This is a genomic window from Streptacidiphilus monticola (assembly GCF_042658505.1).
GTDB classification, from domain to species: Bacteria; Actinomycetota; Actinomycetes; order Streptomycetales; family Streptomycetaceae; genus Streptacidiphilus; species Streptacidiphilus monticola.
Map to the genome: position 1 here is coordinate 35,312 of NZ_JBHSQJ010000013.1, position 26,241 is coordinate 61,552.

General features: G+C 73.9%; 24 protein-coding genes. 12 read left to right on the forward strand and 12 right to left on the reverse strand.

From position 1 onward, the window contains the following. The first annotated feature begins 80 nt into the window (after nucleotides 1-80). Nucleotides 81-830, forward strand: a complete 750-nt coding sequence (locus ACFP3V_RS04660) for a Clp protease N-terminal domain-containing protein (protein ID WP_380579992.1) — start codon at nucleotides 81-83, stop codon at nucleotides 828-830. Nucleotides 831-861: 31 nt separating this feature from the next. Here ACFP3V_RS04660 and ACFP3V_RS04665 read toward each other — a convergent pair whose 3' ends face one another. Further along, nucleotides 862-1,941 (reverse strand): phosphatidylinositol-specific phospholipase C domain-containing protein, encoded by a 1,080-nt coding sequence (locus tag ACFP3V_RS04665; RefSeq protein WP_380579994.1) that lies wholly within the window; start codon nucleotides 1,939-1,941, stop codon nucleotides 862-864. A 327-nt stretch (nucleotides 1,942-2,268) separates the two neighbouring features. Here ACFP3V_RS04665 and ACFP3V_RS04670 point away from each other — a divergent pair, with 327 nt between their 5' ends. Then, nucleotides 2,269-2,865: a hypothetical protein gene (locus tag ACFP3V_RS04670; protein WP_380579996.1), complete on the forward strand. Its 597-nt coding sequence runs from the start codon at nucleotides 2,269-2,271 to the stop codon at nucleotides 2,863-2,865. A gap of 52 nt (nucleotides 2,866-2,917) precedes the next feature. On the opposite strand, the gene ACFP3V_RS04675 is transcribed toward ACFP3V_RS04670, so the two are convergent. Continuing rightward, nucleotides 2,918-3,784 (reverse strand): SCO4651 family lipoprotein, encoded by an 867-nt coding sequence (locus tag ACFP3V_RS04675; protein WP_380579998.1) that lies wholly within the window; start codon nucleotides 3,782-3,784, stop codon nucleotides 2,918-2,920. Between the two features lie 237 nt (nucleotides 3,785-4,021). On the opposite strand from ACFP3V_RS04675, the gene ACFP3V_RS04680 reads away from it, so the two are divergent. Continuing rightward, on the forward strand, nucleotides 4,022-5,044 hold the full coding sequence (locus ACFP3V_RS04680; RefSeq protein WP_380580000.1) for a PHP domain-containing protein: 1,023 nt from the start codon (nucleotides 4,022-4,024) through the stop codon (nucleotides 5,042-5,044). A 149-nt stretch (nucleotides 5,045-5,193) separates the two neighbouring features. Here the strand turns inward: ACFP3V_RS04680 and ligD are convergent, their stop codons facing one another. Beyond that, on the reverse strand, nucleotides 5,194-6,207 hold the full coding sequence (ligD, locus tag ACFP3V_RS04685) for a non-homologous end-joining DNA ligase (RefSeq protein WP_380580002.1): 1,014 nt from the start codon (nucleotides 6,205-6,207) through the stop codon (nucleotides 5,194-5,196). 73 nt (nucleotides 6,208-6,280) lie between these two features. On the opposite strand from ligD, the gene ACFP3V_RS04690 reads away from it, so the two are divergent. Both ACFP3V_RS04690 and ACFP3V_RS04695 read left to right on the forward strand, forming a co-directional pair. Then, nucleotides 6,281-7,342 carry an ATP-dependent DNA ligase gene (locus ACFP3V_RS04690; RefSeq protein WP_380580004.1) on the forward strand — a complete coding sequence of 354 codons (1,062 nt, stop codon included), beginning with the start codon at nucleotides 6,281-6,283 and terminating at the stop codon, nucleotides 7,340-7,342. 81 nt (nucleotides 7,343-7,423) lie between these two features. After that, nucleotides 7,424-7,672, forward strand: a complete 249-nt coding sequence (locus tag ACFP3V_RS04695) for an SCO4226 family nickel-binding protein (RefSeq protein WP_380580006.1) — start codon at nucleotides 7,424-7,426, stop codon at nucleotides 7,670-7,672. 76 nt (nucleotides 7,673-7,748) lie between these two features. On the opposite strand, the gene ACFP3V_RS04700 is transcribed toward ACFP3V_RS04695, so the two are convergent. From ACFP3V_RS04700 to ACFP3V_RS04710, 3 genes are all read right to left on the reverse strand, one after another. Continuing rightward, nucleotides 7,749-8,663, reverse strand: a complete 915-nt coding sequence (locus tag ACFP3V_RS04700; RefSeq protein WP_380580008.1) for an NAD-dependent epimerase/dehydratase family protein — start codon at nucleotides 8,661-8,663, stop codon at nucleotides 7,749-7,751. 100 nt (nucleotides 8,664-8,763) lie between these two features. Further along, entirely contained in the window at nucleotides 8,764-9,879 is a 1,116-nt protein-coding gene (locus tag ACFP3V_RS04705) for a cation:proton antiporter (RefSeq protein WP_380580010.1), read from the reverse strand. 109 nt (nucleotides 9,880-9,988) lie between these two features. Next, complete coding sequence (locus tag ACFP3V_RS04710; protein WP_380580012.1) at nucleotides 9,989-11,293, reverse strand: hypothetical protein; 1,305 nt, start codon at nucleotides 11,291-11,293, stop codon at nucleotides 9,989-9,991. Nucleotides 11,294-11,390: 97 nt separating this feature from the next. Between ACFP3V_RS04710 and ACFP3V_RS04715 the strand changes: the two genes are divergently transcribed. Genes ACFP3V_RS04715 through ACFP3V_RS04725 form a run of 3 tightly spaced genes read left to right on the forward strand, consistent with a single transcriptional unit; the run spans nucleotide 11,391 to nucleotide 14,109 of the window. Then, nucleotides 11,391-12,134 carry a dienelactone hydrolase family protein gene (locus ACFP3V_RS04715; protein WP_380580014.1) on the forward strand — a complete coding sequence of 248 codons (744 nt, stop codon included), beginning with the start codon at nucleotides 11,391-11,393 and terminating at the stop codon, nucleotides 12,132-12,134. 2 nt (nucleotides 12,135-12,136) lie between these two features. Continuing rightward, complete coding sequence (locus ACFP3V_RS04720; protein WP_380580016.1) at nucleotides 12,137-12,403, forward strand: DUF6295 family protein; 267 nt, start codon at nucleotides 12,137-12,139, stop codon at nucleotides 12,401-12,403. A 20-nt stretch (nucleotides 12,404-12,423) separates the two neighbouring features. After that, a complete protein-coding gene (locus tag ACFP3V_RS04725) occupies nucleotides 12,424-14,109 on the forward strand; it encodes a SpoIIE family protein phosphatase (protein WP_380580018.1) in 1,686 nt (561 codons plus the stop codon). A 22-nt stretch (nucleotides 14,110-14,131) separates the two neighbouring features. Here ACFP3V_RS04725 and ACFP3V_RS04730 read toward each other — a convergent pair whose 3' ends face one another. From ACFP3V_RS04730 to mptB, 3 genes are all read right to left on the reverse strand, one after another. Further along, nucleotides 14,132-15,094 (reverse strand): hypothetical protein, encoded by a 963-nt coding sequence (locus ACFP3V_RS04730; RefSeq protein WP_380580020.1) that lies wholly within the window; start codon nucleotides 15,092-15,094, stop codon nucleotides 14,132-14,134. Between the two features lie 161 nt (nucleotides 15,095-15,255). Further along, the gene (locus ACFP3V_RS04735; RefSeq protein ID WP_380580022.1) at nucleotides 15,256-16,356 is read right to left on the reverse strand and encodes a glycosyltransferase 87 family protein; all 1,101 of its coding nucleotides are present in this window, start codon (nucleotides 16,354-16,356) and stop codon (nucleotides 15,256-15,258) included. After that, the gene (mptB, locus tag ACFP3V_RS04740) at nucleotides 16,353-17,693 is read right to left on the reverse strand and encodes a polyprenol phosphomannose-dependent alpha 1,6 mannosyltransferase MptB (RefSeq protein ID WP_380580024.1); all 1,341 of its coding nucleotides are present in this window, start codon (nucleotides 17,691-17,693) and stop codon (nucleotides 16,353-16,355) included. The genes ACFP3V_RS04735 and mptB overlap by 4 nt, the downstream gene beginning before the upstream one ends. Nucleotides 17,694-17,913: 220 nt before the next feature. Between mptB and ACFP3V_RS04745 the strand changes: the two genes are divergently transcribed. The 4 genes from ACFP3V_RS04745 (at nucleotide 17,914) to ACFP3V_RS04760 (ending at nucleotide 22,574) form a co-directional block, all read left to right on the forward strand. After that, nucleotides 17,914-18,990, forward strand: a complete 1,077-nt coding sequence (locus ACFP3V_RS04745) for a methyltransferase domain-containing protein (RefSeq protein WP_380580026.1) — start codon at nucleotides 17,914-17,916, stop codon at nucleotides 18,988-18,990. Nucleotides 18,991-19,089: 99 nt separating this feature from the next. Then, the gene (locus tag ACFP3V_RS04750; RefSeq protein WP_380580028.1) at nucleotides 19,090-21,192 is read left to right on the forward strand and encodes a SpoIIE family protein phosphatase; all 2,103 of its coding nucleotides are present in this window, start codon (nucleotides 19,090-19,092) and stop codon (nucleotides 21,190-21,192) included. Nucleotides 21,193-21,282: 90 nt separating this feature from the next. Continuing rightward, on the forward strand, nucleotides 21,283-22,134 hold the full coding sequence (locus ACFP3V_RS04755) for a class II glutamine amidotransferase (RefSeq protein ID WP_380580030.1): 852 nt from the start codon (nucleotides 21,283-21,285) through the stop codon (nucleotides 22,132-22,134). Nucleotides 22,135-22,262: 128 nt separating this feature from the next. Continuing rightward, a complete protein-coding gene (locus tag ACFP3V_RS04760) occupies nucleotides 22,263-22,574 on the forward strand; it encodes a nuclear transport factor 2-like protein (protein ID WP_380580032.1) in 312 nt (103 codons plus the stop codon). Between the two features lie 9 nt (nucleotides 22,575-22,583). Here ACFP3V_RS04760 and ACFP3V_RS04765 read toward each other — a convergent pair whose 3' ends face one another. From ACFP3V_RS04765 to ACFP3V_RS04775, 3 genes are all read right to left on the reverse strand, one after another. After that, a complete protein-coding gene (locus tag ACFP3V_RS04765; protein WP_380580034.1) occupies nucleotides 22,584-23,975 on the reverse strand; it encodes an outer membrane protein assembly factor BamB family protein in 1,392 nt (463 codons plus the stop codon). A 426-nt stretch (nucleotides 23,976-24,401) separates the two neighbouring features. Continuing rightward, nucleotides 24,402-25,154 carry a uracil-DNA glycosylase gene (locus tag ACFP3V_RS04770; protein ID WP_380580036.1) on the reverse strand — a complete coding sequence of 251 codons (753 nt, stop codon included), beginning with the start codon at nucleotides 25,152-25,154 and terminating at the stop codon, nucleotides 24,402-24,404. Between the two features lie 8 nt (nucleotides 25,155-25,162). Further along, nucleotides 25,163-26,224, reverse strand: coding sequence for an NAD(+)/NADH kinase (locus ACFP3V_RS04775; RefSeq protein ID WP_380580038.1), 1,062 nt, complete (start codon nucleotides 26,222-26,224; stop codon nucleotides 25,163-25,165). Between the last annotated feature and the right edge of the window lie 17 nt (nucleotides 26,225-26,241).

Here is a 26,241-nt window from a genome sequence, read left to right on the forward strand (position 1 = left end):
CATTCTCACCGGGGGCCCCGCTCACGGCGAGTGTCAACTGACGGTTGACATCCCTTCGCATGTCAACCTATGGTTGACATATGAGCCAACCGCTTCCGTTCACGAGTCCCGTGCGCCTCGACGACCTGATCGAGGCCATCAAGAAGGCCCACCAGCAGCCGCTCGACCAGCTCACCGACGCCGTGATCGCGGCCGACCACCTGGGGGAGCTGGCCGACCACCTGATCGGCCACTTCGTCGACCAGGCCCGCCGCTCCGGGGCGTCCTGGGCCGACATCGGCAAGAGCATGGGCGTCACCCGCCAGGCCGCCCAGAAGCGCTTCGTGCCCAAGGAGGGCGGCGAGCCGGCCGAACTCGACCCAGCGGCCGGGTTCGCCCGGTTCACCCCGCGCGCCCGCAACGTCATCGCCGCCGCGCAGAACGAGGCGCACGCCGCCGGCAGCGCCCAGATCACCCCGGCGCACCTGGTGCTCGGCCTGCTCGCCGATCCCGACGGCCTGGCCGCCCAGGTGATCACCGGGCTCGGCGCGACCCTCGACGGCGTCCGTGCGAACGCCACCGCCGCACTGCCGCCCCGGGTCGAGCAGCCGCCTGCGGTCACCCCGTACGACGGCCCCTCGCGCAAGGCCCTGGAGCTGACCTACCGTCAGGCGCTGCGCCTGGGCCACAACTACATCGGCACCGAGCACATCCTGCTCGGGCTGCTGGAGCAGGAGGACGGCACCGGTCCGTTGCATGCGGCCGGCGTTGACCGCGAGCGCGTCGAGCAGGCGGTGGTGCAGACGCTGGCCGCCATCACCTCCGTCAGGACCCAGCCTCCGGGCGCCTGACCGGGGCGAGCCGCCGGCCGGGGTCGGGCGGTCACCCGGCGGCCGCGCCGGGGTTGCGGCGGATCAGCGCATCGACGAGTGCGTGCCCGGGATAGTCAGTGAACACGATGCCGGTGCGCGGATCCGCTCCGCCGGCCAGGCGGTCGAGCAGCCGCTGGTTCTCGCCCGTGCCCCACAGGTAGCCCCCCGCGACGTCGGCGGGGCCGGCGCCGAAGGGCGCGCAGTTGGCCGAGGTGTACGTGGTCCACAGGTGGCCCGACGTGTCCGCGCTCGCGCGGTCCAGGTTGGCCTGGACCTCCGACCACTTCGCGCCGAGGTCGCACTGCTGGTAGTCGTTCTCGACGTACCGGCCCCAGTCGCCGGTGGTCAGGTCGGTCAGGCCGTATCCCGGGTAGACCTCACCGCGCGGGCCGGTGAAGGCCGTCAGCACGACGTGACCGCGGACCTGGCTCAGGGCGGGCGTGGCGGCGGTGCTGCTGCCCGTGACGCCGGGCGCCCAGAACAGGCCCGGATAGCGGGCCAGGTAGCCGCGGAAGACGGCCTGACGCTGATCCGCCGTCAGATCGCCCGGGTCGTCCGCGCAGTGGCCGATGGAGCTGCTGCCGCTGCCGCCCTCGGTGCTGTCGCCGTCGCACTCGCCGTGCAGGTTGAGCAGCACGGTCTCGCGCGGGTGGTCGGCGAGGAAGGCCGCCAGTCGGGTGAGCACGTCGTCGAAGTTGGCGTTCTGGTAGACGTCGGTGTGGTGGATCGCGAACGCGGTGCCGCCGTCGACCACGCGCACCCGGATGTCCACCACCCGGATCCCGGCGAGGAGTTGGGCGGTGAGCGTCTGCGCGCCGTCGCCGTGGTCCTCCTGCGCCTCGTAGGCCCACGGTGCCAGGCCGCCGTGGATGGCGAGCGTGTCATGGGTGCCGGGCAGGGACAGGGTCGCCAGCCCGGTGGCGTCCGGGACGGAAGCCATCCAGTCGGGGTGGCTGCCCCCGGTCAGGCTGTTGAACGCGCCGGTGGAGCCCGAGGGTTGGGCCACGGCGGGGGTGCTCGCGGGGAGCAGCGCGCCGAGCCCGAGGGCGAGGGCGGAGAGTGCGGTGAGAGCCGGGCGCAGGCGGGGCATGAGGGCGCCTTCCTGATGGGCCACCGGTGCTACCGGGCGGTAGCCGGATCCCTCAGGCTGGCGTGCTCCCGTCAACTGCATCAAGGGTCCGACAGGGTGGCTGGGTGCCGGGCGGTGACGCGCGGTCGGCGCAAGCCTCGACGGGCGGTACGGCGGAACGGGGGCTCGGGGTAGCCCACATGGACACCTGGGCGTGCGTCTCCGATTGCCGCTCCGTGGACGGGCGGGCGACGGTGGGCGGGCGAGGTCGGCCGACCGCAGCTCAGTGCGGCAGAGGGCAACGATGCCCCCGCCGAGTCATGTTCGAGACATGGAGGAACAGCGCACATGCGTCCCACACGCCCCCGCACCGCCCTGGTCGCGCTGATCACAGCGGCCGCCGTCACCGCAGGCGGCGCCGCGACCGCCGCGACGGCTCTGGCCTCCGGGGCCGCGCCGCAGCCCGCCACGGCCGGCCACGCCACGCCCCAACTCCCGGTCGCCGCACCGGATCCCGCCAAGCAGATCGCCGGCCTCGGCGCCCTCGGTGCGGTCACCCAGCAGGTGCAGAGCCTGGTCGGCGCGGCGACCGGCAAGACCCCGCCGAGCCCGGCGGACCTGCAGGCGCAGGCGGACAAGGTGAAGTCCGCGCTCGACACGCTGGTCGCCACCGTCCCGGCCCCGGCGACGGCACGCGGCACGGCGGAGCGCCCGCCCGGTGACCTGGTCCCGCTGCCGAGCCCGTCGCTCAGCGCTCCGGTGCCGGTCCCCAATCCGGTGAAGGACGCGGCTGCCAAACTGCAGGCCGACGTGGCCGCCCTGCTCGACGCGGTCAAGTCCGCCGACCCGACGAAGGTCGTCGCCGCGGTCGCCGCCATCGCCACCGACACGCTGGCGCTGGCCGTCGCCACGGTGACCGGCCTGGGTGGAACCCTGCCCGTGTGACGCGCCGTCCGCGCCCGCGCCGCCCTCTCGGGCGGCGCGGGCGCGCTGCGGCTCAGCCCTTGAGGCCGCTCAGCTGCTTCGCCAGGTCCACCGTGTCGGAGGGGGCGGGCGGAGTGACGGTGACCGGGGTGTTGCTGTAGTCCGAGTAGTCGATCGTGACGTCCATGACGACCTTGGCCGTGGCCGGGGTGCTCTGGTGGATCTTCACCGGCCGGTTCTGGCCGTCCACCCACAGGTCCACGTTCATGGTGTCGATGCCCAGCTTGGCGTCCTGGTCGAGCACGGACTTGAGGTCGGCGTCCAGCCCCTGCTTGGCCGCGGCCTTGGCCAGGTTCACCGTGCCCGCGTAGTGGGTGGCGGTCACGCCGTTCACCGTCTCCGTGCCGACGCGCTTGAGGTCGTTGGAGGACGTGGCGAGCTTGACCTGGCTGGCCGGGTCCTGCCCGCTGGCCTTGTTCAGCTGCTGGGCCATCGCCCGGCCGGCCGCCCCCATGGACGAGAAGTCGAGCTTCATCCAGTGCTTGCCGTCCATGCCCTTCGGGGCGGCGCCGGTGAAGCCCATGTACATCGTCGTGCCGGTCATCAGCGTGCGGATGTCGGACGACCCGAGCTGGGCCGCCAACTGCGAGCTGTGCATGGTCATATCCATCGCCAGCGGCTTCCAGGACATCGCGCCGTCGCCGGTCACGTTCACGTTGTTGCCCTGGACCTGGATCTTCTCGTCCAGCGAGATCTTGACCGAGCGGTACTGCTGGGTGGACTTCGTGGTCAGCGCCATCGCCTCGGCCACGCTCTGCACGGCCTTGTCGACGCCCTTGGCGGCGGTGGTCCCGGTGCCGGCCGTACCGCCGCAGGCCGCCAGGCCGAGCAGCCCGACGCCCGCCACCGCGGCCGTACAGTACGTCTTGACGGTGCGCATGAGGGTCCTCCCCCTGAGAAGTGTCTGTGCGAACCAGGACGCTACACCCGCGCACTGACGGATCGTCGGCCCGGTGACGAACAGCACGTCGACTATGACCGGACTGCAACATTCACCGGCGGCGGTCGGCCCCGAGTCCTCGCCGACCGGTCGGGTGCACTGCGGTCGTGTCCGGACGGTGCCCGTGGAAGAGTGGAGCCACCTCCCGCGGATCTCCGGCGGCACAGAGGGGAGCGCATGGAACCCGACGCAGCACTCGACCGCATCGCCTTCCTGCTGGAGCGGAGCGGGGCCGAGACCTACCGGGTCCGCGCCTTCCGCACCGCCGCCGCCGAAGTGCGCCGGGTCGACCGGACCGAACTCCGATCGCTCGCGAATGCGGGCGAGTTGACGGTGCTTCCGGGCGTGGGCGCGAAGACCGCGCAGGTGATCTCCGAGGCGCTGGCGGGCAAGGTCCCCTCCTATCTCGCGGACCTGGAGCAGCGACCGGCCGCTGTGGACGGCGTCGCCGGGGGAGCGGAGCTGGAGGCGCTGCTGCGCGGCGACTGCCACAGCCACTCCGAGTGGTCCGACGGCGGCAGCCCCATCGAGGTGATGGCGGAGGCGGCGCGGCAGCTGGGCCGCGAATGGCAGGTGCTCAGCGACCACTCGCCGCGGCTGACGGTGGCACGCGGGCTCTCCCCGGACCGGCTGCGGCAGCAGCTGGACGTGGTCGCCGCCGTCAACGCCGAGTACGAGCGGCAGGGCGTCGACTTCCGGCTGCTGACCGGCATCGAGTGCGACATCCTCGACGACGGCTCCCTGGACCAGGAGGACGAACTGCTGGAGCGGCTGGACGTGGTGGTGGCGTCGGTGCACTCCAAACTGCGCATGGAGGCGCGGCAGATGACGCCCCGTCTGCTGGCGGCGGTCGCCAATCCGCACACGGACGTCCTCGGCCACTGCACGGGCCGGCAGATCACCGGGAGGCTCCGGCCCCCGTCCGAGTTCGACGTGGACGCCGTGCTGGCCGCGTGCGCGGAGCACGGCACCGCCCTGGAGATCAACTCACGGCCGGACCGGCTGGATCCGCCGATGGCGATGCTGAAGCGGGCCGCGGAGATCCCGGAGTTGCTGTTCAGCGTGGACAGCGACGCGCACGCCCCGGGGCAGCTCGCGTGGCAGCGGTACGGCTGCGCCCGCGCGGAGGAGGCGGGCATCGCTCCGGAGCGGGTGATCACGACGTGGTCGAGGGAGCAACTTCTGGAGTGGGCGAGGTAGTTGCAGGCCCCGTCAGGGGCGCGAGGAACTGCGCGAGCGACGCACCAACCGGGGAGGTTCGTCCTGCACACGGGGCCGGACCTCCCCGGGGGGGGGTGTGTGTTGCTCGCGCAGTTCCTCGCGCCCCCGTAGGGGCCCCTGACGGGCCCCTACGGGGCCGGGCGGCGGGCGCGGCTGGGTTGGACCCGGGGGGGCTCGCCGGGCATCTTGGGGTACTCCGGGGGATACGGCAGATCGCCCAGGCCGTGCTCGTGCTCGTCGCGCCGTGCGAGCTCCAGTGCCGCGTCGAGGCGGCAGGGGGCGGAACCCATCGCCGCGTGCACGTCGCCGACCTCCGCGTAGCGGCGGGGCATGGTCACCAGGTCGAAGTCGCGCGGCACCGCCGCGTCCAGCTCCTCCCAGCGCAGCGGCGCGGAGACGGGGGCGTGGGGGAACGGGCGGACCGAGTACGCGGAGGCGATCGTGCGGTCGCGGGCGGTCTGGTTGTAGTCGACGAAGATCTTCTCGCCGCGCTCCTCCTTCCACCACTTCGTGGTCACCTGGTCCGGCATCCTCCGTTCCAGCTCCCGGGCCACGGCGATCGCGGCCCGCCGCACCTGCACGAAGGTCCACTCCGGGACGATGGGCACGAAGACGTGCAGGCCCCGCCCGCCCGAGGTCTTCGGCCACCCTTCCAGGCCCAACTCCTCCAGAAGCGGCCGCAGTTCGTGCGCCGCGCGGACGGCGTCCGCGTAGTCCGTGCCCGGCTGCGGGTCGAGGTCGATGCGCAGTTCGTCGGGGCTGTCGGTGTCGTCGCGGCGGACCGGCCACGGGTGGAAGGTGAGGCAGCCGCGGTTGGCCGCCCAGACCACCGCCGCGGTCTCCGTGGGACACATCTCGTCCGCGAACCGGCCGGAGGGGAAGGAGATGCGCGCGGTGGGGATCCAGTCCGGCATGTCCTTGGGCGCCCGCTTCTGGAAGAAGGACTCGCCGCCCACGCCCTCGGGGTAGCGCTCAAGAGTGGTCGGCCGGTCGCGCAACGCGCGGAGGATGCCGTCGCCGACGGCCAGGTAGTACTGGGCGAGGTCCAGCTTGGTCAGGCCGCGCTCGGGGAAGTAGACCTTGTCCGGATGGGTGATCCGCACCGTCCGCTCGCCGACCTGGAGTTCCTGCGCGTCGCTCATGCCGTCACGTTAGGCCGGGCCCGGTGGGTGCGCCTGCCGAGCGACGGCCGGTGGGCGGACGCACAATCGCGGTATGGATCTTCCGGTGATGCCCCCGGTGCTGCCGATGCTGGCCAAGTCCGCCACGCGGATCCCGTCCGGCATGCAGTACGAGGCCAAGTGGGACGGCTTCCGGGCGCTCGTGTTCCGCGACGGCCCCGAGGTGGAGATCGGCAGTCGCAACGGCAAGCCGCTGACCCGGTACTTCCCCGAACTGGTGGACGCGCTGCGGGCGAACCTGCCGAACCGGTGCGTCGTCGACGGGGAGATCGTCATCGCCCGTGACGGGCGGCTGGACTTCGACGCGCTGACCGAGCGCATCCATCCGGCGGAGTCGCGGGTACGGCTGCTCGCGGAGACCATGCCCGCGTCGATGGTCGTCTTCGACCTGCTGGCGCTGGACGACCGGGACCTGATGGAGGTTCAGCAGCGGGAGCGCCGCGAGCTGTTGGAGCAGGCGCTGGCCGACGCCGGGCCCCCGGTGCACCTGGCGCCGGCCACGCTGGACCAGGCGGTGGCGCAGCAGTGGTTCGAGCAGTTCGAGGGCGCCGGCCTGGACGGGGTGGTCGCCAAGCCGCTGGACCTGCCCTACCGCCCGGACCAGCGGGTGCTGGTCAAGGTCAAGCACGAGCGGACGGCGGACTGCGTGGTCGCGGGCTTCCGCTGGCACAAGAGCGGGCCGGTGCTGGGCTCGCTGCTGCTCGGCCTCTACAACGGCGAGGGGCGGCTGCAGCACGTGGGGGTGTGTGCGTCCTTCCCCATGAAACGCCGTCAGGAGCTGGTCGCGGAGCTGGAACCGCTGCGGATGGAGACGGTGGCCGGCCACCCGTGGGCCGAGTGGGCGGACGCGGAGGCCCAGGAGAAGGACCGGCTCCCCGGCGGCCAGAGCCGCTGGACCGGGAAGAAGGACCTGAGCTGGCAGCCGCTGCGCCCGGAGCGGGTCGTCGAGGTCGCCTACGACCACATGCAGGGCGACCGCTTCCGGCACACGGCGCAGTTCCGCCGCTGGCGCCCCGACCGCGAGCCGCGCAGTTGCACGTACACCCAACTGGAGGAACCCGTCAGCTACGACCTCGCCGACGTCCTCACGCCGTAGCGCTCCGCCCGGCCGGATCGGCGGGGCCCGGAGGACGGGGGGAGAATGACGCCAGGGCTCCCAGTACAGGAAGGAGCGGTCATGGCCACGTTCATGGACGTACACAGCGGCATGACCGGCATCACCGAGGAGCAGTTGAAGGAGGCGCACGCGGCGGACCTGGCCATCGAGGGCGACGAGGGGGTCCACTTCGAGCACGCCTGGATGGACCCGAAGTCCGGCAAGGTCTTCTGCCTGTCGACGGGACCGGACCGGGAGGCGGTCATGCGGGTGCACGAGCGGGCCGGGCACCCGACCTCGGAGGTGTACGAGGTGCCGATCGAGGTGTGAGCCCGGACGCCGGACGCCCGGCGACGTGGAAGGGTGCCTGGCCCCGCCGAGCCGGCGGGACCGGGCACCTGCCGCGTCACTTGGCCAGCAGGGCCGCCGTCTCCCGCAGCGCGTCGTCCAGCGGCTCGGGGGCGAGCCCGAACTCGGCCTCCGCGGCCCGGGAGTCGATGGTGAAGGGGCGGACGAACTGGTAGCGGGTGTGCCGCAGTTCGCGGACCATCGGGTCGAACAGGCCGTAGGTCCACAGCGCCGGGTAGGGCAGCACGGTGAGCTTGGGCGCCGGGAGTCCGTTGACCTCGGTGAAGCGGGTGGCCAGCTGACGCACCGTCAGCGGCGCGTTGGTGGGCACGTGCCAGACCCGGCCCCAGGCGCGCTCCTCCCCGGACACCACGGTCAGCAGCTTCGCCACGTCGTTGATCGAGGTCCAGCTGTGCGGGACGTCCAGGGCGGTCGGCGTGTAGGCGCGTTTGCCGGCCAGCAGCGGGGCGCCGATAGCGAAGGTGAAGATGCTGTTGGCCTGGATGTAGTCGCTCGCGCGGACCTCCACCGCGCGGACCCGCCCGGCCTCGTGCGCGGACCTGATGGTCTCCCACATCTCCGCGCGCAGGCGGAGCTTGGGGTGGGTGGCGACGACGGGGGTGGACTCGCTGATCGGGCCCTGGCTCGCGTCGTAGCCGTAGAGGTTGCTCATCACCGCGTAGACCGCGCCGGTGCGCTCGGCGGTGGTGAGCAGCGCGGCGGCGAGCGGCGGCCAGTCGGTGAACCAGCGGTAGTAGAGCGGGCTGGCGCAGTTGTAGAGGGCGGCGGCGCCGGTGGCGAGTTCGGTGAGCCGGTCGGCGTCGGTGGCGTCCGCCGCGACCCGCTCCACGGCCGGGTGCTCGGGGCCGCCGCCGCTGCGCGTGACGATCCGGACTTGCTCGCCGCGCTCGGCCAGCTGCAGGGCGGTGGCGGACCCGATGGGTCCGGCGCCGACGATCACGTGGAGCGCCATGGGTGTTCACCTCGTGTGGGGAGTGCTGCGGACTGCTGCTCTGTTCCGAGAGCAATGATCTGGTACCGGCGCTCTCCCTGTCAAGAGCACTGCTCTCGCATCAGTGCGGTGCTTCATCGGACCTGCCGCCGACGGCCGCGGTCAACGCCAGCGCGCCCAGGGTGATCACCGCGCCGAGCATCAGCGCGGCCGCCTCCGCGTCGTCCAGCAGGTGCGACTGGGTACCGAGCGCCGCCGCCGAGACGGGGATGCCCATCTGCGCCGCCGCGACCACACCGGCCCGCAGCGGCTGGCCGGTCAGCCGCATCGCGGCGTGGACGGCGAGCGCGGCCAGGCCGAGCAGTGCGCCGAGGAGCAGGTCGGCCGGATGCCGCCCGAGCTGACGCAGGTTCAGCGAGGCGCCGAGCCAGAGGAAGAACAGGGGGCCGAGGAAGCCCTCCGTCAGTGCGAAGAGCTGCTTGGCGAGGCGGCGCGGCTCGCCCACTCCGGCCACCGCCAGGCCGAGCGTGAAGCCCGCCAGCATGATCGAGACATGGGTGGCCACCGCGAGCGCGGCCAGTGCGAACAGCAGGGCCAGGCTGAACCGCAGCTCCAGGGCGAAGCCGCGCGCCTGGGAGAGCCGGTGCACGCGCCGCCGCCAGCCGCGCTGCTCGACCTGACGCAGGATCAGGAACGCCGCGAACGCGCAGCCGACCACGGCCAGCGCGCCGAGCGCCGCCCGCCCCGCATGGGCGGGGTCGATCACCAGCGGCAGGGCGATGCTGCACGCCGTGTCCGCCACGGCCACCTGGGGCAGCAGTTGCAGGACGGCGGCGTCGCCGAGACGCAGCGAGTCGAGCGCGGGGAGGATCACCGCCGCGGAGGAGGAGGCGAACAGCACCGTGTACAGGGCGGTGTGGCCGGTGTGGAACGCCCGGGCGAGCGCCCAGGCCGGGAGCAGGGCGAGCCCGGCCACCGCGGCGGCGCGCAGCGCTCCGGCGCCCAGTCCCGACCGCAGGCGCCGGTCCCGGACCGGGACATGGGCTCCGGCGACGAACATCACCAGTGCGAAGCCGATGTCGGCCAGGAAGGTGAAGGTCCGGTCGTGCGGGTCCAGGTAGCCGGCGAGGGTCGGCCCCAGGAGGACGCCGGCCAGCAGCTCGCCCAGCACCACCGGAAGGTGCCAGCGGCGCGGCAGGGCCAGCAGCGGTCCCAGGACGGCGGCCAGGGAGACCACCGCCAGCGTGGCGAAGCTCAGCGCCGCTCACCTCCGCTCCACGCCCCCGGGGCGCCCCTGCTCGGCCGGGCCCCCGACAGCCTTACCCTGCGCGGCGGCTGACATGCCGTCAAACCGTGGCGTCCAGTGGAGGCCGGTCCTCCGGGGGAGTGTCCTCCGGGGCGTCGTCCTCGACGTGGTCACCGGAGTCGTCGGCCATGTCCCGGAAGCCGTGGAAGCCCGGGAAGTCGTCGAAGTCGTCCGGGTCGTCGTCCTCGACCTCCAGGGCGCGGTAGCGCAGCGGGACCGGGGCGAGGCCGTCGAGGCCGGGCAGGAGATCTTCCAGGCGCTCGGCGGTGAGCAACTCGCGTGCCTCCCCGTACTCCTCGCGGGCCAGCAGGAGCAGCAGTTCCTCGGCGAACTCCTGGACCTCCTCCTCGTACGGCAGGTCGCGGCCGTAGGCCGTGCGGGGACTGCGACCCCGCAGCGGAGCCCGGCCCGCCAGGGCCTCCCGCAGCCTGTGCCGCGCCTCCTCGTGGCGTCGCTCCCGCACCGCGGCGACGGCGAGCCAGACGTCGCGCAGGTCGGTCCGGTCCACGTCCAGGGCGGCCAGCTCCCCCAGATCCGTGGGCAGTTCGGCGAGCAGGGCCCGGCAGGCGAGGTAGAGCCGCAGGTCGGGATCCGGGTTCGGGTCCAGTTCGCGGGCGGTGATCAGGGCGTGGCGGACCACCTCGGGGTCCTCGTCGTCCCACCAGGCTGCCTGCAGCTCCAGGTGCACCACGAAGGGGCGCACCTGTGCGCAGCCCAGCTCCGCCGCCCGGCGGAAGTGCTCCCGGGCGGTGTCGAACTTCGCCTGCCGCAGGGCCATCGCGCCGACGTCGCACCACCAGTCCGCCTCGTCCAGCGGGCCCAGCGCGACGAGCAGCTCCATCGGCGGATCGGCGATCCGGGCCTCGATGCGGGCCTCGGCGAGGGCCAAGCGGAAGTCGGGCGGCAGGTCCTCGGCGGGGCGGCTCCGGCAGCGGTCGGCCAGGCGGGCGTCCAGTCCCCGGCCGGTGACGCCGAGGTCCTTGTCCAGGTCGGCCAGGACATTGCCGGAGAGCTGGACCCTGGTCGCCAGCCAGGTGTCGAGGGCCTCGTCCAGGAAGGCGTCGGTGAGCGCGTCCGGGTGGGCGGCCGTGTGGACGAAGATCGAGCGCAGCGCCAGCCCCGGGTCCTCCGAGACCGCCCGGAGCCACTGCTCCCGGAGCAGCGGCAGCAGCGGGGCCCGGCGCTCGGGGGCCAGGCCCAGCAGGAGTCGGGCGCCCTCCAGTCTCCGCCGGGCACCCACGTAGTCCCGGTCCGCCAGCGCGAACAACTTCCTGGCCTTCCGTACCGTCAGGACGTCCACCACGACCCCCGTCCGCTCGCTCTCGCCCCGGTGACACACCGTCATGATCCCGAGCGCCAGGATACGTTCGCGGTCAAGGCGGGGGCGGCCCGGGAGGCGAGCCGCATCCCGGTCGTCCGCTTCGCTCTGCTTGGATGGCGGCATGAACGACTCGCTCACCGCGGACACCATCCGCATCACCGGCCACGACGGGGACGAGATCGAGGCCTACTTCGCGCAGCCGCTCAGCAGCGCGGCGCGCGGCGGCGTGGTGGTGATCCACCACCTTCCCGGCTACGACCGGGCCACCAAGGAGATCACCCGCCGCTTCGCCGAACTCGGTTTCGACGCGGTCTGCCCCAACCTCTACACCCGCGAGGCCCCCGGGGCCGACCCGGCAGACGCCGCCGCGGTGGCCCGGGCGCAGGGCGGCGTCCCGGACGAGCGGCTGGTCGGCGACGTCGCCGGGGCCGCCCAGTTCCTCCGCCAACTCCCCAGCAGCAACGGCAAGGCGGGTGTCATCGGGTACTGCTCCGGCGGACGCCAGAGCGTGCTGGCCGCATGCCACCTGGATCTGGACGCGGCGGTCGACTGCTACGGCGCCTTCGTGACCGGTACCCCGCCGCAGGACTACCCGCTGCAGGTGCGCAACCTGGTCGAGGACCTGCCGCAGCTGCGCTGCCCGCTGCTCGGCCTGTTCGGCGCGGAGGACCGTTTCCCCGGCCCGGAGCAGGTCGCCGAGCTGGAGCGGATCCTCGACCTCAACGAGAAGACCTACGAGTTCCACACCTACGAGGGCGCCGGCCACGCCTTCTTCGCGACGGACCGCCCCTCCTACAACGTCGCCGCCGCGAACGACGGCTGGGAGCGGATCGCCGCGTTCTTCCGGACCCACCTGGAGGCCTGAGCATGTGCACCTACACGACCGTGCGCACCGAGGTCGACGGCAGCGCCAAGGGGCCGGGCGGCGCCTGGTTCCATGTCTCCCGCGCCACCGTGTACTTCGACCACCCGGTGCACGCCATGGCCGAGCACACGCTGAACATCGACTTCGCCGACCCGGACCGCGACCCGGCCAAGCGCGTCGCGCTAGAGCTGACGGCCGAGTCCGCCCGTGCGCTGGTCGCCGCCATCCAGGAGGCGCTGGCGGCCGTCCCGGAGGAGTTGCGCAGCTGAGCGGGAGGGAGCGGGACCGCATGAGCGCGCTGCTCGCCGCGCTCGCGCGGGGCGGCGGTGACTCTCCGGGCGCGCTGGTGGGGCGGGCGCCCACCGCGGTCGCCCTGTTCGACCGCGCCCTGGTCTGCCGCTGGGTCAATCCCGCGTTCGAGGAGATGACCGGGACGGCGGCGTCGGGACTGCTGGGTCGGGCCGGGGCGGAGGTGCTCGCCGCCTGGGCGGGCGCGCCCGAACTGCTGGCCGTCACCCTCGCCGAGGGGACCGCCGGACAGCTGGCCGGGACCGTGCCGGACCGCCCGGGCGGCGACGGCTGGTGGTGGATCTGCGCCTGCGCCCCACTGGAGGAGGCCGGGCGCGAGCCGTTCGGGGTCGCGGTGTACGCACTGGCCGCCAGAGCGGCTCCACGGGACGAACTCGTTTCGGCCCAGGCCCGGTTGGCCGTGCTGGCCGAAGCCTCGGAACGCATCGGCAGCAGCCTGGACGTGGAGACGAGCAGCGGCGAACTCGCCCGGTTCGCCGTACCCCGCTTCGCCGACCTGGTGACCGTCGAGCTGCTGACCGATCCGCAGGCGCCGGGAGGAACGGCCGCCGGGCCGGTGCGCGCGGAACGCACCGCCGTCGCCGACGCGACGGGCGCGGCCGCGGCAGCCGATCCGCCGCTGCGGCACGGCCGGGGCGTGCGCTACTCCCCGCAGGACGCCGCCGCACGCAGCCTGCGTGAGCGCCGGGTGGTGCTCTCCGCCGCGCTGCTGAGCGACGAGGACCTCGCGCAGTGGAGCACCGATCCGGCGCTCCGAGCCGGGTACACGGCGGCCGGGATCGGCACCGCGCTGGTCGTCCCGCTGCACACCCGCGGGCGGACCCTGGGCGTGCTCACGGCCGGACGCGCACGGACCCGGCCCGGGGGAGCCGCGTTCAGCGAGGCCGAGGTGCAGGTGCTGCGGGACGTCGCCGACCGGGCGGCCGTCAGCCTCGACAACGCCCAGCGTTACGCCCGCTCCCAGGGCATCACGCTGGACCTGCAGCGGGCCCTGCTGGCGGAGCCCGGCAGCCCGCACCCCAACCTCCAACTCGCCACCCGGTACCGCCCGTCGGGCACGGCGACCATGGTCGGCGGGGACTGGTTCGAGACCATCAGGCTCTCGTACGGCCGCACTCTGCTGGTCATCGGCGACGTCATGGGCCACGGCGTGGAGGCGGCCGTGGACATGAGCGCCTACCGCTCGATGCTGCGCTACGTCGCGGCGACCGACCTGCCGCCGCACCGGATCCTGCTCCAAGTGGACGCGCTCACGGCGGAGAACGAGGCCACCCGCCCCGCCACCTGCCTGCTGGCCCTCGTCGATCCGGGGCGGGCCCGGTGCACCTTCGCCAGCGCCGGGCACCTGCCGCCCGCGCTGTTCGGCGTCGCCGAAGGGACGACCGAACTGCTCGACGTGCCCACCGGTCCGCCGCTCGGCACCGGACTGGGCGCCTACGAGTCGGCCGTGCACCCGCTGACGCCCGGTCAGGTCCTGCTGATGTGCACCGACGGACTGGTCGAACGCCGCGGCGAGGACATCGACGCGTCGCTGGCCCGGCTCACGGAGCTCCGCCCCGACCCGTCGGCCCCGTTGGACGCCCTGCTCGACCTGGTGCTCCGTCAGGTGGCCCCGGAGACGGCCGAGGACGACATCGCCGTGCTGGCCGCCCGGGTGAAGGGCTGAGCTCCGACAGCCGCTCGGGTGCTCAGCCCTGCGTCACGCAGGCGCCGGCACTGTTCGACCAGAGGCCCTGGAGGTCGAAGGTGCCCGTGGACAGCGGCACGTAGGCGTCCATGTTCTCGCACTCGTCGCCGATCTCGCCGCCGCTGCCGTTCCAGCCGATGCTGGGCCAGAAGTCGGTGACCGTCTCGGCGTACTCGTGCGTCTCGGTGGACTCGATGCCCGAGAGCAGCCGTCCGTCGGTGAGGGTGGTGCAGGCTCCGGCGCCGAGGTCGGGGATGTAGGGGAGGTTGGTGTAGGCGAGGGTGCCGTAGCTGGAGCTGGTCTTGTCGTGCCAGGCGCAGAAGCCGGTGTTGGGGAAGCCGTCGGGGTGGGTTCCCGTCGGGGAGACCACGACGTACTGGGCGTTGAGGTTGGGCGTCTGCGTGGTGTTGCCGAAGTGGGCGGCAGCTGCGGCGGCTTCGCCCGCGAGCTGGCTGGCGGTGGCCTTCGAGGGCGCGGCGGCGGCGTTGTCGAACCACACGCCCGCCAGCGGCGCGGCGGCGGGATGGGTGACGTGGACGCCGCTGCTCCCGCAGGTGGACGTGCCCTTGGGCACGCCCTCGCAGTACTGGGTGAGGATGGTGCCCCAGGTGTCCTGCGCGCCGTAGAGCCCGCGGAACATGCTCTGCAGGTCGGCGGCCACCCCGGCCGGGTCGCTCGACCACTGGGAACCCCAGAACACCAGGTACACCCGGGGGTTGGGCGACACCACACCGGTGCTCCGTGAGGAGCGGACGGTGAGGGTCGAGCCGGTCGCCGCCCGGGTCGCGGCGGGCGCGCCGCCGGCCCGCAGCGGCTTCACGCCGAAGTGGGCGGAGACGGAGAGCGACTGGCCCGCGGGAGCAGGTCGGGCCGTGGCGGCGGGCGCCAACGCGGTGGCTCCGAGCGCGGCGACGGCGAGCACGGCGGCGGAACGGAGGGCGGTCCTGAGGGAAGGCAGACGCACGGATTCCTCCTGGCGAGGGCGAGTTGGCGAGGCGCGAGGGCCAGGAGGTAATCAACCAGGCTGTGGTTCCTCTGTCTAGAACATGTCAGAAACCTGTGTGGGAAGGGAACTGACGGCACCTCAGAGCGCGCGTGCGGGAGGGGAGGAGGAGGCTGAGGACGTCAGTCCAGACGTCCGGGAGCGCCGTAGGGGATCCGGCCCGGAGGCGGAAGCGTGACGAGCAGCCAGACGGCCAGCCACGCATAGGCGTTGGCGCCCAGGAAGGCCGGAACGCCCGAGCTGTCGAAGCGCCACAGCCAGACCAGGCTGCTGCAGAGGACGACGTACACCGCACCGGCCGCGATCCGGTGGCCGCGCCGCACCAGCAGAGCGAGCGCGGGCAGCAGCCAGACCAGGTGGTGCACCCAGGTGACGGGGCTGAGCAGGCAGGCGGCCGCGCTCGTGAGGGCGAGGCCGGTGGCGTCGTCCGACCGGCGCACCCCGCGCAGCCAGAGGGCCAGGGTCACGGCGGCGAGTGCCAGCCAGAGCGGCGTGCCGCCGCCCGGGTCGCCCAGCCGGGCGACGACGCCGCGCAGCGACTGGTTGCTCACGTAGGACAGGTCGCCGATGCGGTGCGTGTCCCACAACTCCCGTGTCCAGTACCGGTGCGAGGCCCGCGGGGCGAGGAGCCAGGCGAGGGCGGAGGTGGCGGCGGCGGTCGTCGCGGCCAGGGCCGCGGCCCGATGCCGCCCGCCGGCCAGCAGTCGTCCGACGAACAGGAGGGGGGTCAGCTTGACGGCGGCGGCCACGCCGACCAGCACCCCGCACCAGCGGCCCAGCCGCTCGTCCAGCAGCACCAGCGCCAGCAGGAGCAGGTTGACCTGGCCGAAGCTGAAGGTGTCCCGGACCGGCTCCAGCATCACGAACAGGCATGCGGCCACCGCCAGGTGGCGGAGGCTCAGCCGTCCGAGCAGCAGCCGCAGGACCAGGAACGAGGCGGCGGTGTTGGCGAGGAACATCGCCGTCACCGCGGCCCAGCGCGGGACCAGGGCCAGTGGGGCGAGGCAGAGTGCGGCGAACGGCGGGTAGGTGAAGCCGTAGCCCGTGCCGGGCAGCCGGTACCCGTAGAGGCTGGTGCCGTGCAGGATCCAGGCACCCACCGCTCCGCGGTACACGTACAGGTCGAACCAGCCCCGGTAGAAGGGGACTTCGAGCATGAACAGGGTGGTCGCGGGGACCAGCAGCAGCGGCAGCGTCCAGGCGCGGACGGGGCGCGCGCTCATGCCGAGGCCATCCGCGGCCCCCGCGACGCGCGCAGGGCGAGCAGCGCCAGGACGGCCGTCCCGGCGCCGGCCACGGCGAGCGCCAACTGCCTGGCGTCCGGCGGGAATCCGCTCGGAAGCACGGTCAGGGAGAACAGGCAGCTGGCGGCCGCGGCGCACCGGCGGGTCCGGCCGGGAGGCGCCGCCGCGGCCAGCGGGACCAGTCCCCACAGCAGGTACCACGGGCGCAGGGCGGGACCGAGCAGCGCCAGGGCCAGCAGCACGAGGCCCAGCGCGTGCACCGGGCCGAGCCTGGCGCGATGGCGCCAGGCGGCCAGTGCGGCGCAGCAGGTGACGGCGAGTCCGGCCGCCCGCCAGGCGGGCAGGGCCTCCGGTCCGGCCAGAGGCGCCGTGAGCCGCCCGAGCAGACCGGTCAGGGACCAGTTGTCGCTCGTCACCGGGGTGCCGAGGGCACCGACCCAGCCGTAGCCGGTCCCTGCCGCCGCGGTCACGGCGGCGGCGGTGACCGCGGCCACGGCCAGGGCGCCGAGCAGTCCGCGCAGGGTGCGCAGACGGCCCGTCAGGTCCGCCGCCCATACCGACGCGACGACGCCGAGCCCGAGCGCGGCGGGTGCCTTGACCAGCGCGGCGAGGGCGACGAGGACGGCGGCGAGCACCGGACGCGAGTCGAGCGCGGCGCGCAGGGCGGCGGCGGCCAGCGCCAGCATCAGCGCGTCGTTGTGGGCTCCGGCCACCAGGTGGAGCAGGACCAGCGGGTTGAGCGCCCCGAGCCACAGGGCTGCCGCCGGGTCGACCCCGCACCGGCGCGCCAGCGGCGGCAGCAGGGCGGCCAGGAGCACCACCGCGGCGAGGGCGAGCAGGCGCAGCCCGAGCACTCCCGTGGGCTCGAGGGCGTCGGCCACGGTGAGGAAGACCGGGCCGTACGGCGCGGGCGTGTGCCGCCAGGCGGGGGCGACGTCCCGCAGCAGCGGACCGCCGAGGAGGTCCGGGCCGTGCAGGTAGACGTCCATCCCGGCCCGTGCCATGGCGCCCTGGGCCACGTAGCTGTAGACGTCCCGGCTGAACAGCGGCGGCGCGGCGAGCAGCGGGGCCGCCCACACGATCAGCGTCAGCGTCAACTCCCTTGGCGTCGAAGCCGCTCGGCCGACCCGGCGGCCCAGCAGCCACCAGGCGGCGAGCAGTACGACCAGGCCCGCGTACGTCCCGTACAGACCGAGCCCCGGACGGTGCCAGGGTGCGGGGTCACCGGTGGAGAGCGCGCCCGCGCCGCTCGCACCGCCGAGCGCGATGAGGCAGGTCCCGCCCAGGCCGAGGGTGCGCGCTGCAGCGTTCGACACGCGTGCAGCCTTCCGGTTCCAGGCGGACGCCAGGGCAACCGCCGGTGGCGTGCAGGCGACGGGCGGGTGGGCGGTTGCCGGGCGGCTCGCGGAGCGCGGGCCGTTCGTGGCTGCGACGCGGCGCACTCATCCGAAATGCGTAGCTTGGCCGGATTGTCCCCTGGCTGCCGCGGTGAAACGCTTGCAGCATCAGAGCCGGCCCCTGAGCAGGAGGTGTGGCATGGCTGTGGACATGAGCACGTTGGACGAGGACCGTCTCAACGCCCTCCTCGGACAGGTCGTCAACGACCTCGGGGGCGTGGCCATCGCGCCCCTCGCGCTGATCGGCGAACGGCTCGGGCTGTTCCGGGCCATGGCCGACGGCCGGCCCGTCACCTCCGCCGAACTCGCCGCGCGCACGGACACCGTGGAACGCAACGTCCGCGAGTGGCTGTCCGCCATGGCGGCCAGCGGGTACGTCACCCACGACGGAGAGGGGCGGTTCCACCTCGCGCCCGAGCAGATCGCCGCCTTCACCGACGAGGAGAGCCCCGTCTTCGTCCTCGGCGGCTTCCAGGCGTTCCTGGCCTGCACCGCCCCCGCCGACCGCGAGGCGCTGACCCGGGCGTTCAAGGACGGCCACGGCGTCGGCTGGCACGAGCACCAGCCGGACCTCTTCGCCGGGACCGCGCGCTTCTTCCGCCCCGGCTACGCCGCCCACCTGGTCGCCGAGTGGCTGCCGGCGCTGGAGGGAGTCACCGCCAGGCTGGAGGCCGGCGCCCGGGTCGCCGACATCGGCTGCGGTCTCGGGCACTCGACCCTGATGATGGCCGAGGCCTACCCCAACTCCCGGTTCACCGGCTTCGACTACCACGCGCCGTCCGTGGACGCCGCGCGCAAGCTCGCCGCCGACGCGGGGGCGTCCGAACGGGTTGACTTCGAGATCGCCGGCGCCAAGGACTTCGGCGGCGGCCCCTACGACCTGGTGACCTACTTCGACTGCCTGCACGACATGGGCGACCCGGTCGGCGCCCTCGCGCACACCCGGGAGCAGCTCGCCCCCGACGGGACCGTGATGCTGGTGGAGCCCTTCGCCAACGACGCTCTGCCCGACAACCTCAACCCGCTCGGCCGCGCCCTCTACGCCGCCTCCTCGCTGATCTGCACCCCGGCCTCGCAGTCCCAGGAGGTCGGCCGCGCCCTCGGCGCCCAGGCCGGTGAGGAGCGCACCCGCGAGGTCGCCACCGAGGCCGGCTTCGGCTCCTTCCGCAGGGCCGCGGAGACGCCCTTCAACCTGATCTACGAGATCCGCGACTGAGGGCTCCGGACCGCCCGCGCCCGGCTCCCTCTGCCGGGGAGGAGAGGCAGGGGGAGTATGGAGGATGACCACTCCCGGGGGGCGAGCGCGGGAGGCCGGATGTCGAGGACGGACCGGTTCCAGGACCTCGCGGCGGAGGGCGCCGACCCCAGCCGCAGTCCCGGTGCGCTGCTCGACGTGCTGGGCGTCGCGGCCGTCCTGCTCGACGCCGAGGGCCGGATCATGCTCTGGAGCCCGCAGGCGGAGGAGCTGTTCGGCTACCGCGCCGACGAGGTGCTGGGGCGGCCCGCCGCCCGGGTCCTCGTGGACGAGGAGCACGCGCCCGTGGCCATGGCCCTGTTCGCCGGGGTGATGCAGAGCGGCGAGGGCTGGGCCGGCGTCTTCCCCGTCCGGCACAAGGACGGCAGCAGCCGGCTGGCCGAGTTCCGCAACATGCGGCTGGAGGACGCCCAGGGCGGCCACTACGCGCTCGGCCTCGCCTCCGACTCCGCCACCCTTCGCCGGATCGAGGGCGGACTCGCCCTGGCCATGCGGCTGTTCGAGCAGTCCCCGATCGGGCTCGCCGTCCTGGACACCCGGCTGCGGTACGTGATGGTCAATCCGGCGCTCGAGCGGATCAACGGCATCTCCGCGCAGGAGCACGTCGGGCGCCGGGTCTCCGAGGCGCTGCCCTTCCTCGAGTCCGCCCCGATCGAGGGCGCCATGCGCAGCGTCCTGGAGACCGGGCAGCCGGTACTGGACCTGGTCACCGTCGGCCGCACCCCGGCCGACCCGGACCACGAGCATGCCTGGAACGGCTCGGTGTACCGGCTGGAGAACCCGAACGGCCGCGCCCTCGGGCTGGCCGTCTCCGTCGTCGACATCACCGAGCAGCACCGGGCGGCCCAGGCGGCCGACCGGGCCCGGCAACGGCTGGCCCTGATCGCGGACGCCTCCGCGAGACTTGGCACCACGCTCGAACTCGATGTCACGGCAGAGGAGTTGGCCGATCTCGTGGTGCCCGCACTGGCCGACGTCGCCGCCGTGGACCTGCTCGACAGCGTGCTCGACCCGGCCACCTGGGAGGAGTCCGAGAACGACGGCGCCCGTCACGACGGCTCGGCCGTCTTCCGCGCCCTGGCCGTCAAGGCCGGCTACCCCACCCCGGCCGTGCGCGCCGCCGACCCCGTCGACCAGCCCGCCCAGTACGACTCCGCGCGGCTGGTGACCCGCAGCGCCACCACCGGCCAGCCGGTCATGGTCCCCGAGGTCGGCCCCGGCGAACTGGACGCGATCGCCCGCGACCGCGCGGCGGCCGAACTGCTGCGGGAGGCCGGCGTCCACTCCTACCTGGCCGTGCCGCTGCTCGCCCGCGGCCGGGTGCTGGGCGTGCTCGACCTCAAGCGGGCCCGCAACCAGCAGCCCTTCGACGAGGACGACCTGGTGCTGGCACAGGAGCTGGCGGCCCGGGCGGCCGTCTGCATCGACAACGCCCGCTGGTACCAGAAGCAGCGCACGGCCGCGCTGGCCCTGCAGCGACACCTGCTGCCCCGAGCCCCGCGGCGGCCACGCGGGCTGGAGATCGCCTACCGCTACCAGCCGGCCGACGCCGGCGAGGTCGGCGGGGACTGGTTCGACGTCATCCCGCTGGACGGCGACAAGACCGCGCTGGTCGTCGGCGACGTCATGGGCAGCGGCATCACCGCCGCCGCGACCATGGGCCAACTCCGTGCCGCCGCACGGACGTTGGCCGGACTCGACCTGGAGCCCGCCCGGGTGCTGGAGATGCTGAACCGGGCCGCCAACGACCTCGAGGAGACCATCGCCACCTGCGTCTACGGTGTCTACGACCCGCACCGGGGCAGTTGCTGCATCGCCCGCGCCGGGCACCTGCCGCCGGTCCTGGCCCGCGGTCGGCGCGGACCGCAGCTGCTCCGCCTGCCCACCGGCGCCCCCCTCGGCGTCGGCGGCGTCGCGTTCGAGGCCGTGGAGTTCCCCTTCCTGCCCGGCGACCAACTCGTGCTCTACACCGACGGGTTGGTCGAGACCCGGGACCAGGACATCGACCTGCGGCTGGACATCCTGGTCGCGCTGCTGGGCCGGGTGCAGCGGCCGCTGGAGCAGACCTGCGACCTGCTGCTGCGCGAACTGCGCAAGGGCGAGCACCGCGACGACGTCGCCGTGCTGATCGCCCGGGCCACCGGGAACCCCGAGGACCCGTGAGAGAGACGTCGAGAAGAGCCGTCCCGGCGAGATCCCGAAGAGACGCCGGAGAGACCCCAGAGAGATCCCTGAGAGAACGGAAGGCCGCCCATGTGCCGCTGGCTCGCCTACTCGGGCACCCCGATCCTGCCGATGGAGCTGCTCTACAAACCGGAGCACTCGCTCATCGACCAGAGCCGCCACGCCCGGATGGGCGTCGAGACCACCAACGGCGACGGCTTCGGCCTCGGCTGGTACGCCGAGCCGGGCGACCCGGACCAGTGGGACGGCCAGCCGGCCCTGTTCCGCGGCACCAGCCCGGCCTGGTCGGACGTCAACCTGCGCGAGCTGTCCGGCCGCATCCACACCGGCCTGTTCTTCGCGCACATCCGCGCCTCGACGGGCTCGCCGGTGCAGCAGACGAACTGTCACCCCTTCCGCCACGGACGGTGGATGTGGATGCACAACGGCGCGATCGCCCACTTCGCGGAGCTGCACCGCGAACTGCTGCTCGCGGTGGACCCGTCGCTGTACCCCTCGATCCAGGGATCGACCGACTCCGAGCTGATGTTCTACCTGTCGCTGACCCTCGGCCTGGAGCACGACCCGGTCCACGCCGTCGAGCGGATGATCGGCCTCGTGGAGCAGACGGCGGACAAGCACGGCATCCCCGACGCCATGCAGATGACCGTGGCCACCTCGGACGGCGTGCGCACCTGGGGCTTCCGCTACTCCACCTCCCGGCGGTCGCGCTCGCTGTTCTACAGCACCGACGTCAACACACTGCGCCGGCTCCACCCGGACTTCGCCGAGCTGCGGGAGGTCTCGGAGGACACCCGGATCGTCGTCTCCGAGCCGCTGGGCCCCCTGTCGGGGGCGTGGCAGGCGGTGCCGGAGAGCAGCTACGGCGTCGTCCAGCCGGGTGACGACGAGATCCATCCGCTGGTGCCCCGGGCGGCCTGACGGACGGACCACGCAGGGCCGCGCGTCGGCCGAGCGGGGGGAGCGTCCGCACGAGCGGTACGCGCAGCCGACGGCGGGGGAGGAATCCCGGGCCGAAGGCATTCCGACCGAGTCGAGGAGCAGCAGTCGTGAACCCCACCGACCCCACCGTGCGCGCGCTCGTCGCGGCCATCAACGCGGGCGACCGCGACGCCTTCCTGGCGCAGCTCGCCCCGGGCGCGACCATGACCGACGACGGGAGCGAGCGGAACCTGGAGGAGTGGATCGACAAGGAGATCTTCTCCAGCAACGGGAAACTCAAGGTCGTCAGCGAGTCGGACGGCGGCCGCGCCCTGGTGGCCGACTACCGCAACGACACCTGGGGCGAGATGCGCACCCGGTGGAGCTTCGACGTGGACGCGCAGGGGAGGATCGCCTCCTTCGCCACCGGCCAGGCCTGAGGCGTCGGTTCAGCCGCCGTCGAAGGCCGTCACGCCGGTCGAGGTGCCGACCAGGACGCGGCTGCCGGTGAGCACCGGCGAGACGAAGTGCGGGACCGGGCCGGTGGACGCCTGGGCCAGCACGCGGCCCGTCGCGGGATCGAGGGCGCGGAGCACGCCCGTCGCGTAGTCGACCGCCCAGACCGCGCCGCCGCCGACCACGGGCGAGCCGGTGGCCCCGAAGCCTGCCTGCCAGCGCGGGTGCAGCGTGCCGTCCGGGTCCATGTCGACCCGGGCCAGCGCGTGCGAGCAGGGGACGTAGACGCTGCGGCCCTGGACGGCGGCGGTGCCGTAGGCGCCGCAGAGCGTGGCCTGGGCGAGCTGCCCGCCTACCTGGCCGAGCTGGTGGCGGTCGAGGGCGTAGGCGGTGCCGCGCTTGCCCACGATCAGCACGCGGTCGGCACCGACCAGCGCCGGGGTCATCGACCCCAGGTCGAGGTCGTCGCGGTTGTCGGCCGCCCACTCGGGGGGCGCGAACCAGTCCCGGCGGGTGAGTTGCGGAGTCAGCGCGAGGACGCTGTCCGACCCGTCGTAGCCCCCGGTGGCGGCGCCGTTCCCCACCGAGACGAGGATCGTGCCGCCGTCGGCCACCACGGGGCCGCCCGTCGCCCAGATCCCGCCCTCCCGGGCCGTCGGCACGGCGTAGGCCCGGACCGGACCACTGCCGGTGGCCGGGACGGAGACGACCCCGCCGACGTAGTCGCCGCAGTCCCCGAACAGCCCTCCGAACGGGACCAGCACCCGCCCGTCGAGGACGGCGAGCGCCCCGCGCTGCTGGCTCGCCGCGGGCCGCCCGCGCGGCGGCTCCACGGCCCGGCGCACCCGGACCGTTCCGGTGGCGGGATCGACCCCCACCAACTCGTGGGTACGGCTTGCCAGTTCGGCCACCGCGAAGACGAGCCCGGTGCTCGGGTCGAGGACCGGCGTCCCGGTGATCCCGAGCGGGTCGATGTCCCCGCACGGCAGGGACGCACGAGTCGCGGGCTCGCCGACGTGTTGCCGCCAGAGGACCCGCCCGGTGGAGAGCGAGAGCCCGTAGAGGCTGTCGTTCTCGGTGGCGGCGACGATCACGCCGTGGAGGAGCAGGGGCTGCGCGTACACCGCGCCGTCGAGCGGGGCGGTCCAGGCGGAACGCAGCCGGGTGGGAGCGGGAACCCCCGGCACGAGCCCGCTGCGGGCCGCGTCGCGGTGGTACTGGGGCCAGTCGCTCCCGCGGGGGGTGTAGGGAGTGCCCGAACTGACGGTGAGTGGGGGCTGGGGTGGGGTGGGGCCGGGGGCGGGGGCGGAGGTGGTGCAGGCGGCCACGCTCAGGGCGAGCAGGGCGGCGGCAGCCCCTGCGAGGACGGTTCGTCGCGCGGCCATGTGGACCACCTCCCTCTGCCGAGGATGCGCTGGCGTTGCTTCGCTGTGGTTGAAGCACGCGCCAATGTGCTGCGGATGCACGCGTCCTTCTGCTGAGGATGCGCACGCGTGCTGCGGTAAAGCCACCCGGTGGGCGCGGCCTCCTGCAAGCGAGCAACCCCCTCAGGGGCGCGAGGAACAGCGCGAGCAACCCACCACTCGGGGAGGTCCGGCCCCCTGTGCGGGACGAACCTCCGCGGGTGGTGGGCCGGTCGCGGTGGGGGCACCTCCCGCCCGAAGGGTGGGGCCTCGCGCCCCTGAGGGGGGTTGCTCGCTTGCAGGAGGCCGCGCGCTCCCAAGGGCCCGCTCCCACCGGCGCGGGGACAGTGTGTGGGGAGGCCGGGCCGGCCGCGGGGTCACTGTGTGGGGTCCAGGCCCGGCGTGGGGTCAGTGGGTGGCGAGACCCGCCGTGTGGGCGGCTGCGGCCAGGACGCCGCGGAGCATGGCCGGGGTGAGGCGGCCGGTGAAGGTGTTCTGCTGGCTGACGTGGTAGCAGCCGAAGAGCGCCAACTTCCCGCCGCCGCCGTCCGCCGCGTGGAGCGTGGTTCGGACGCCGTGGGCGAAGACCGGGCGGGGGCGGGGGACGTCCCAGCCCGCCGCGCTGAGCGCGGGCAGCGCGGCCTGCCAGCCGAAGGCGCCCAGCACCACCACCGCCCGGACCGTCGGGCGCAGCAGCTCCAACTCCCGCACCAGCCACGGCCGGCAGGTGTCCCGCTCGGCCACCGTGGGCTTGTTGTCCGGCGGAGCGCAGTGCACGGGGGCCGTGATCCGCACGCCGCGCAGCTCCAGGCCGTCGTCCCGGCTGATGGACGTGGGCTGGGAGGCCAGGCCCAGGCCGTTGAGGGCGGCGATCAGGACGTCGCCCGAGCGGTCGCCGGTGAACATCCGGCCGGTGCGGTTGCCGCCGTGGGCGGCCGGGGCCAGGCCGACGAGCAGCAGCGACGCGTCCGCCGGGCCGAAGCCCGCCACCGGGCGGGACCAGTAGGACTCGGCGGCGAAGGCGCGCCTGCGCACCCGTCCCACCTCCTCGCGCCAGGCGACGAGCCGCGGACAGGCCCGACACTGCGTCACGGTCGCGTCCAGCTCGGCCAGTCGGGTCAGCCCGGGTGCCACCACTGCCGGGTCCGTCGGGGCGCTCACCCTGCTCCTCACTCGCTCGGGGGCAGCCGCAGCCCCCGCAGATCGTCGGGCCGGTCCGGGCCGGGGGCCGGGAAGGTCTCCGGCGGCGCGGCCTCGTTGCGGGTGGCCGGGGCGTCGGAGAGGGAGAAGCGGTCGCGGAGCCGCCCGTAGAAGTCGGTCGGGCCCAGCCGCACCACCCGCAGCGGCGTCCGGGCCGGGTACACCCCGGCCCAGTCCCCGGGTTCGAGGACGCCGCGCAGCTGGCCGTCGATGCTGACGGCCACCGGCCCCGAGTGCGGGAGCACCCGTGCGGCCACCGGCTCGTCCGGGCCCGCCACCACGGTCCGGTCGAAGGCCATGTGCGGCGCGACGGGTGTGAAGACCAGCGCGTTCACCCGGGGCGACAGGATCGGTCCGCCCGCGGCGAAGCTGTAGGCGGTGGAGCCCGTGGCGGTGGCCACGATCGCCGCGTCCGCCGAGTAGGAGGCCAGCAGCCGGCCGGAGACGTAGACCGCGATGGCGACCTGACGGTCCCTCACCAGTTTCTCCAGCACGACGTCGTTGATGGCCGCCACGTCCAGCGCCACGCCCCAGCCGTCGCCCGGGTCCTCCTCCGGCGGCATCGGGGACGGGACCGGCAACGCCGGGCCGCGGCCCAGCCGCAGCAGTCCCGCCATGCCGCGAGGCATGGACAGTGCTCTGCTCGTCCGCAGGGTCAGCGTCATCCGCTGCTCCTCCTGCGTCTCGTCGCGGTGCACGGCGTCCAGGGCCGCGCGCACCTGGTCGCCCGGCACCTCGGTGAGGAACCCGACGTGCCCGAAGTCCACGCCCAGCACCCGCGCCCCGTCGCGGACGGCCACCCGGGCGCCGCGCAGGAAGGTGCCGTCGCCGCCCAGGGTGAGCACCAGGTCGGGGTGCCCGGCGGCCTCCGCCTCCTGGCGGCCGCTGTGGCGGGACTCGGGGCCGCCCCAGACGTCGATGTCGTGGCAGGGGACGGCATGGTCGGCGCACCAGGCGCGGACGGCGTCCGCGGCGGCGACCGCGTCCGCGCGACCGCCGTGCACGACCAGGCCGAGACGTTGCACGGGCATGCTCCGACGCTACGTCA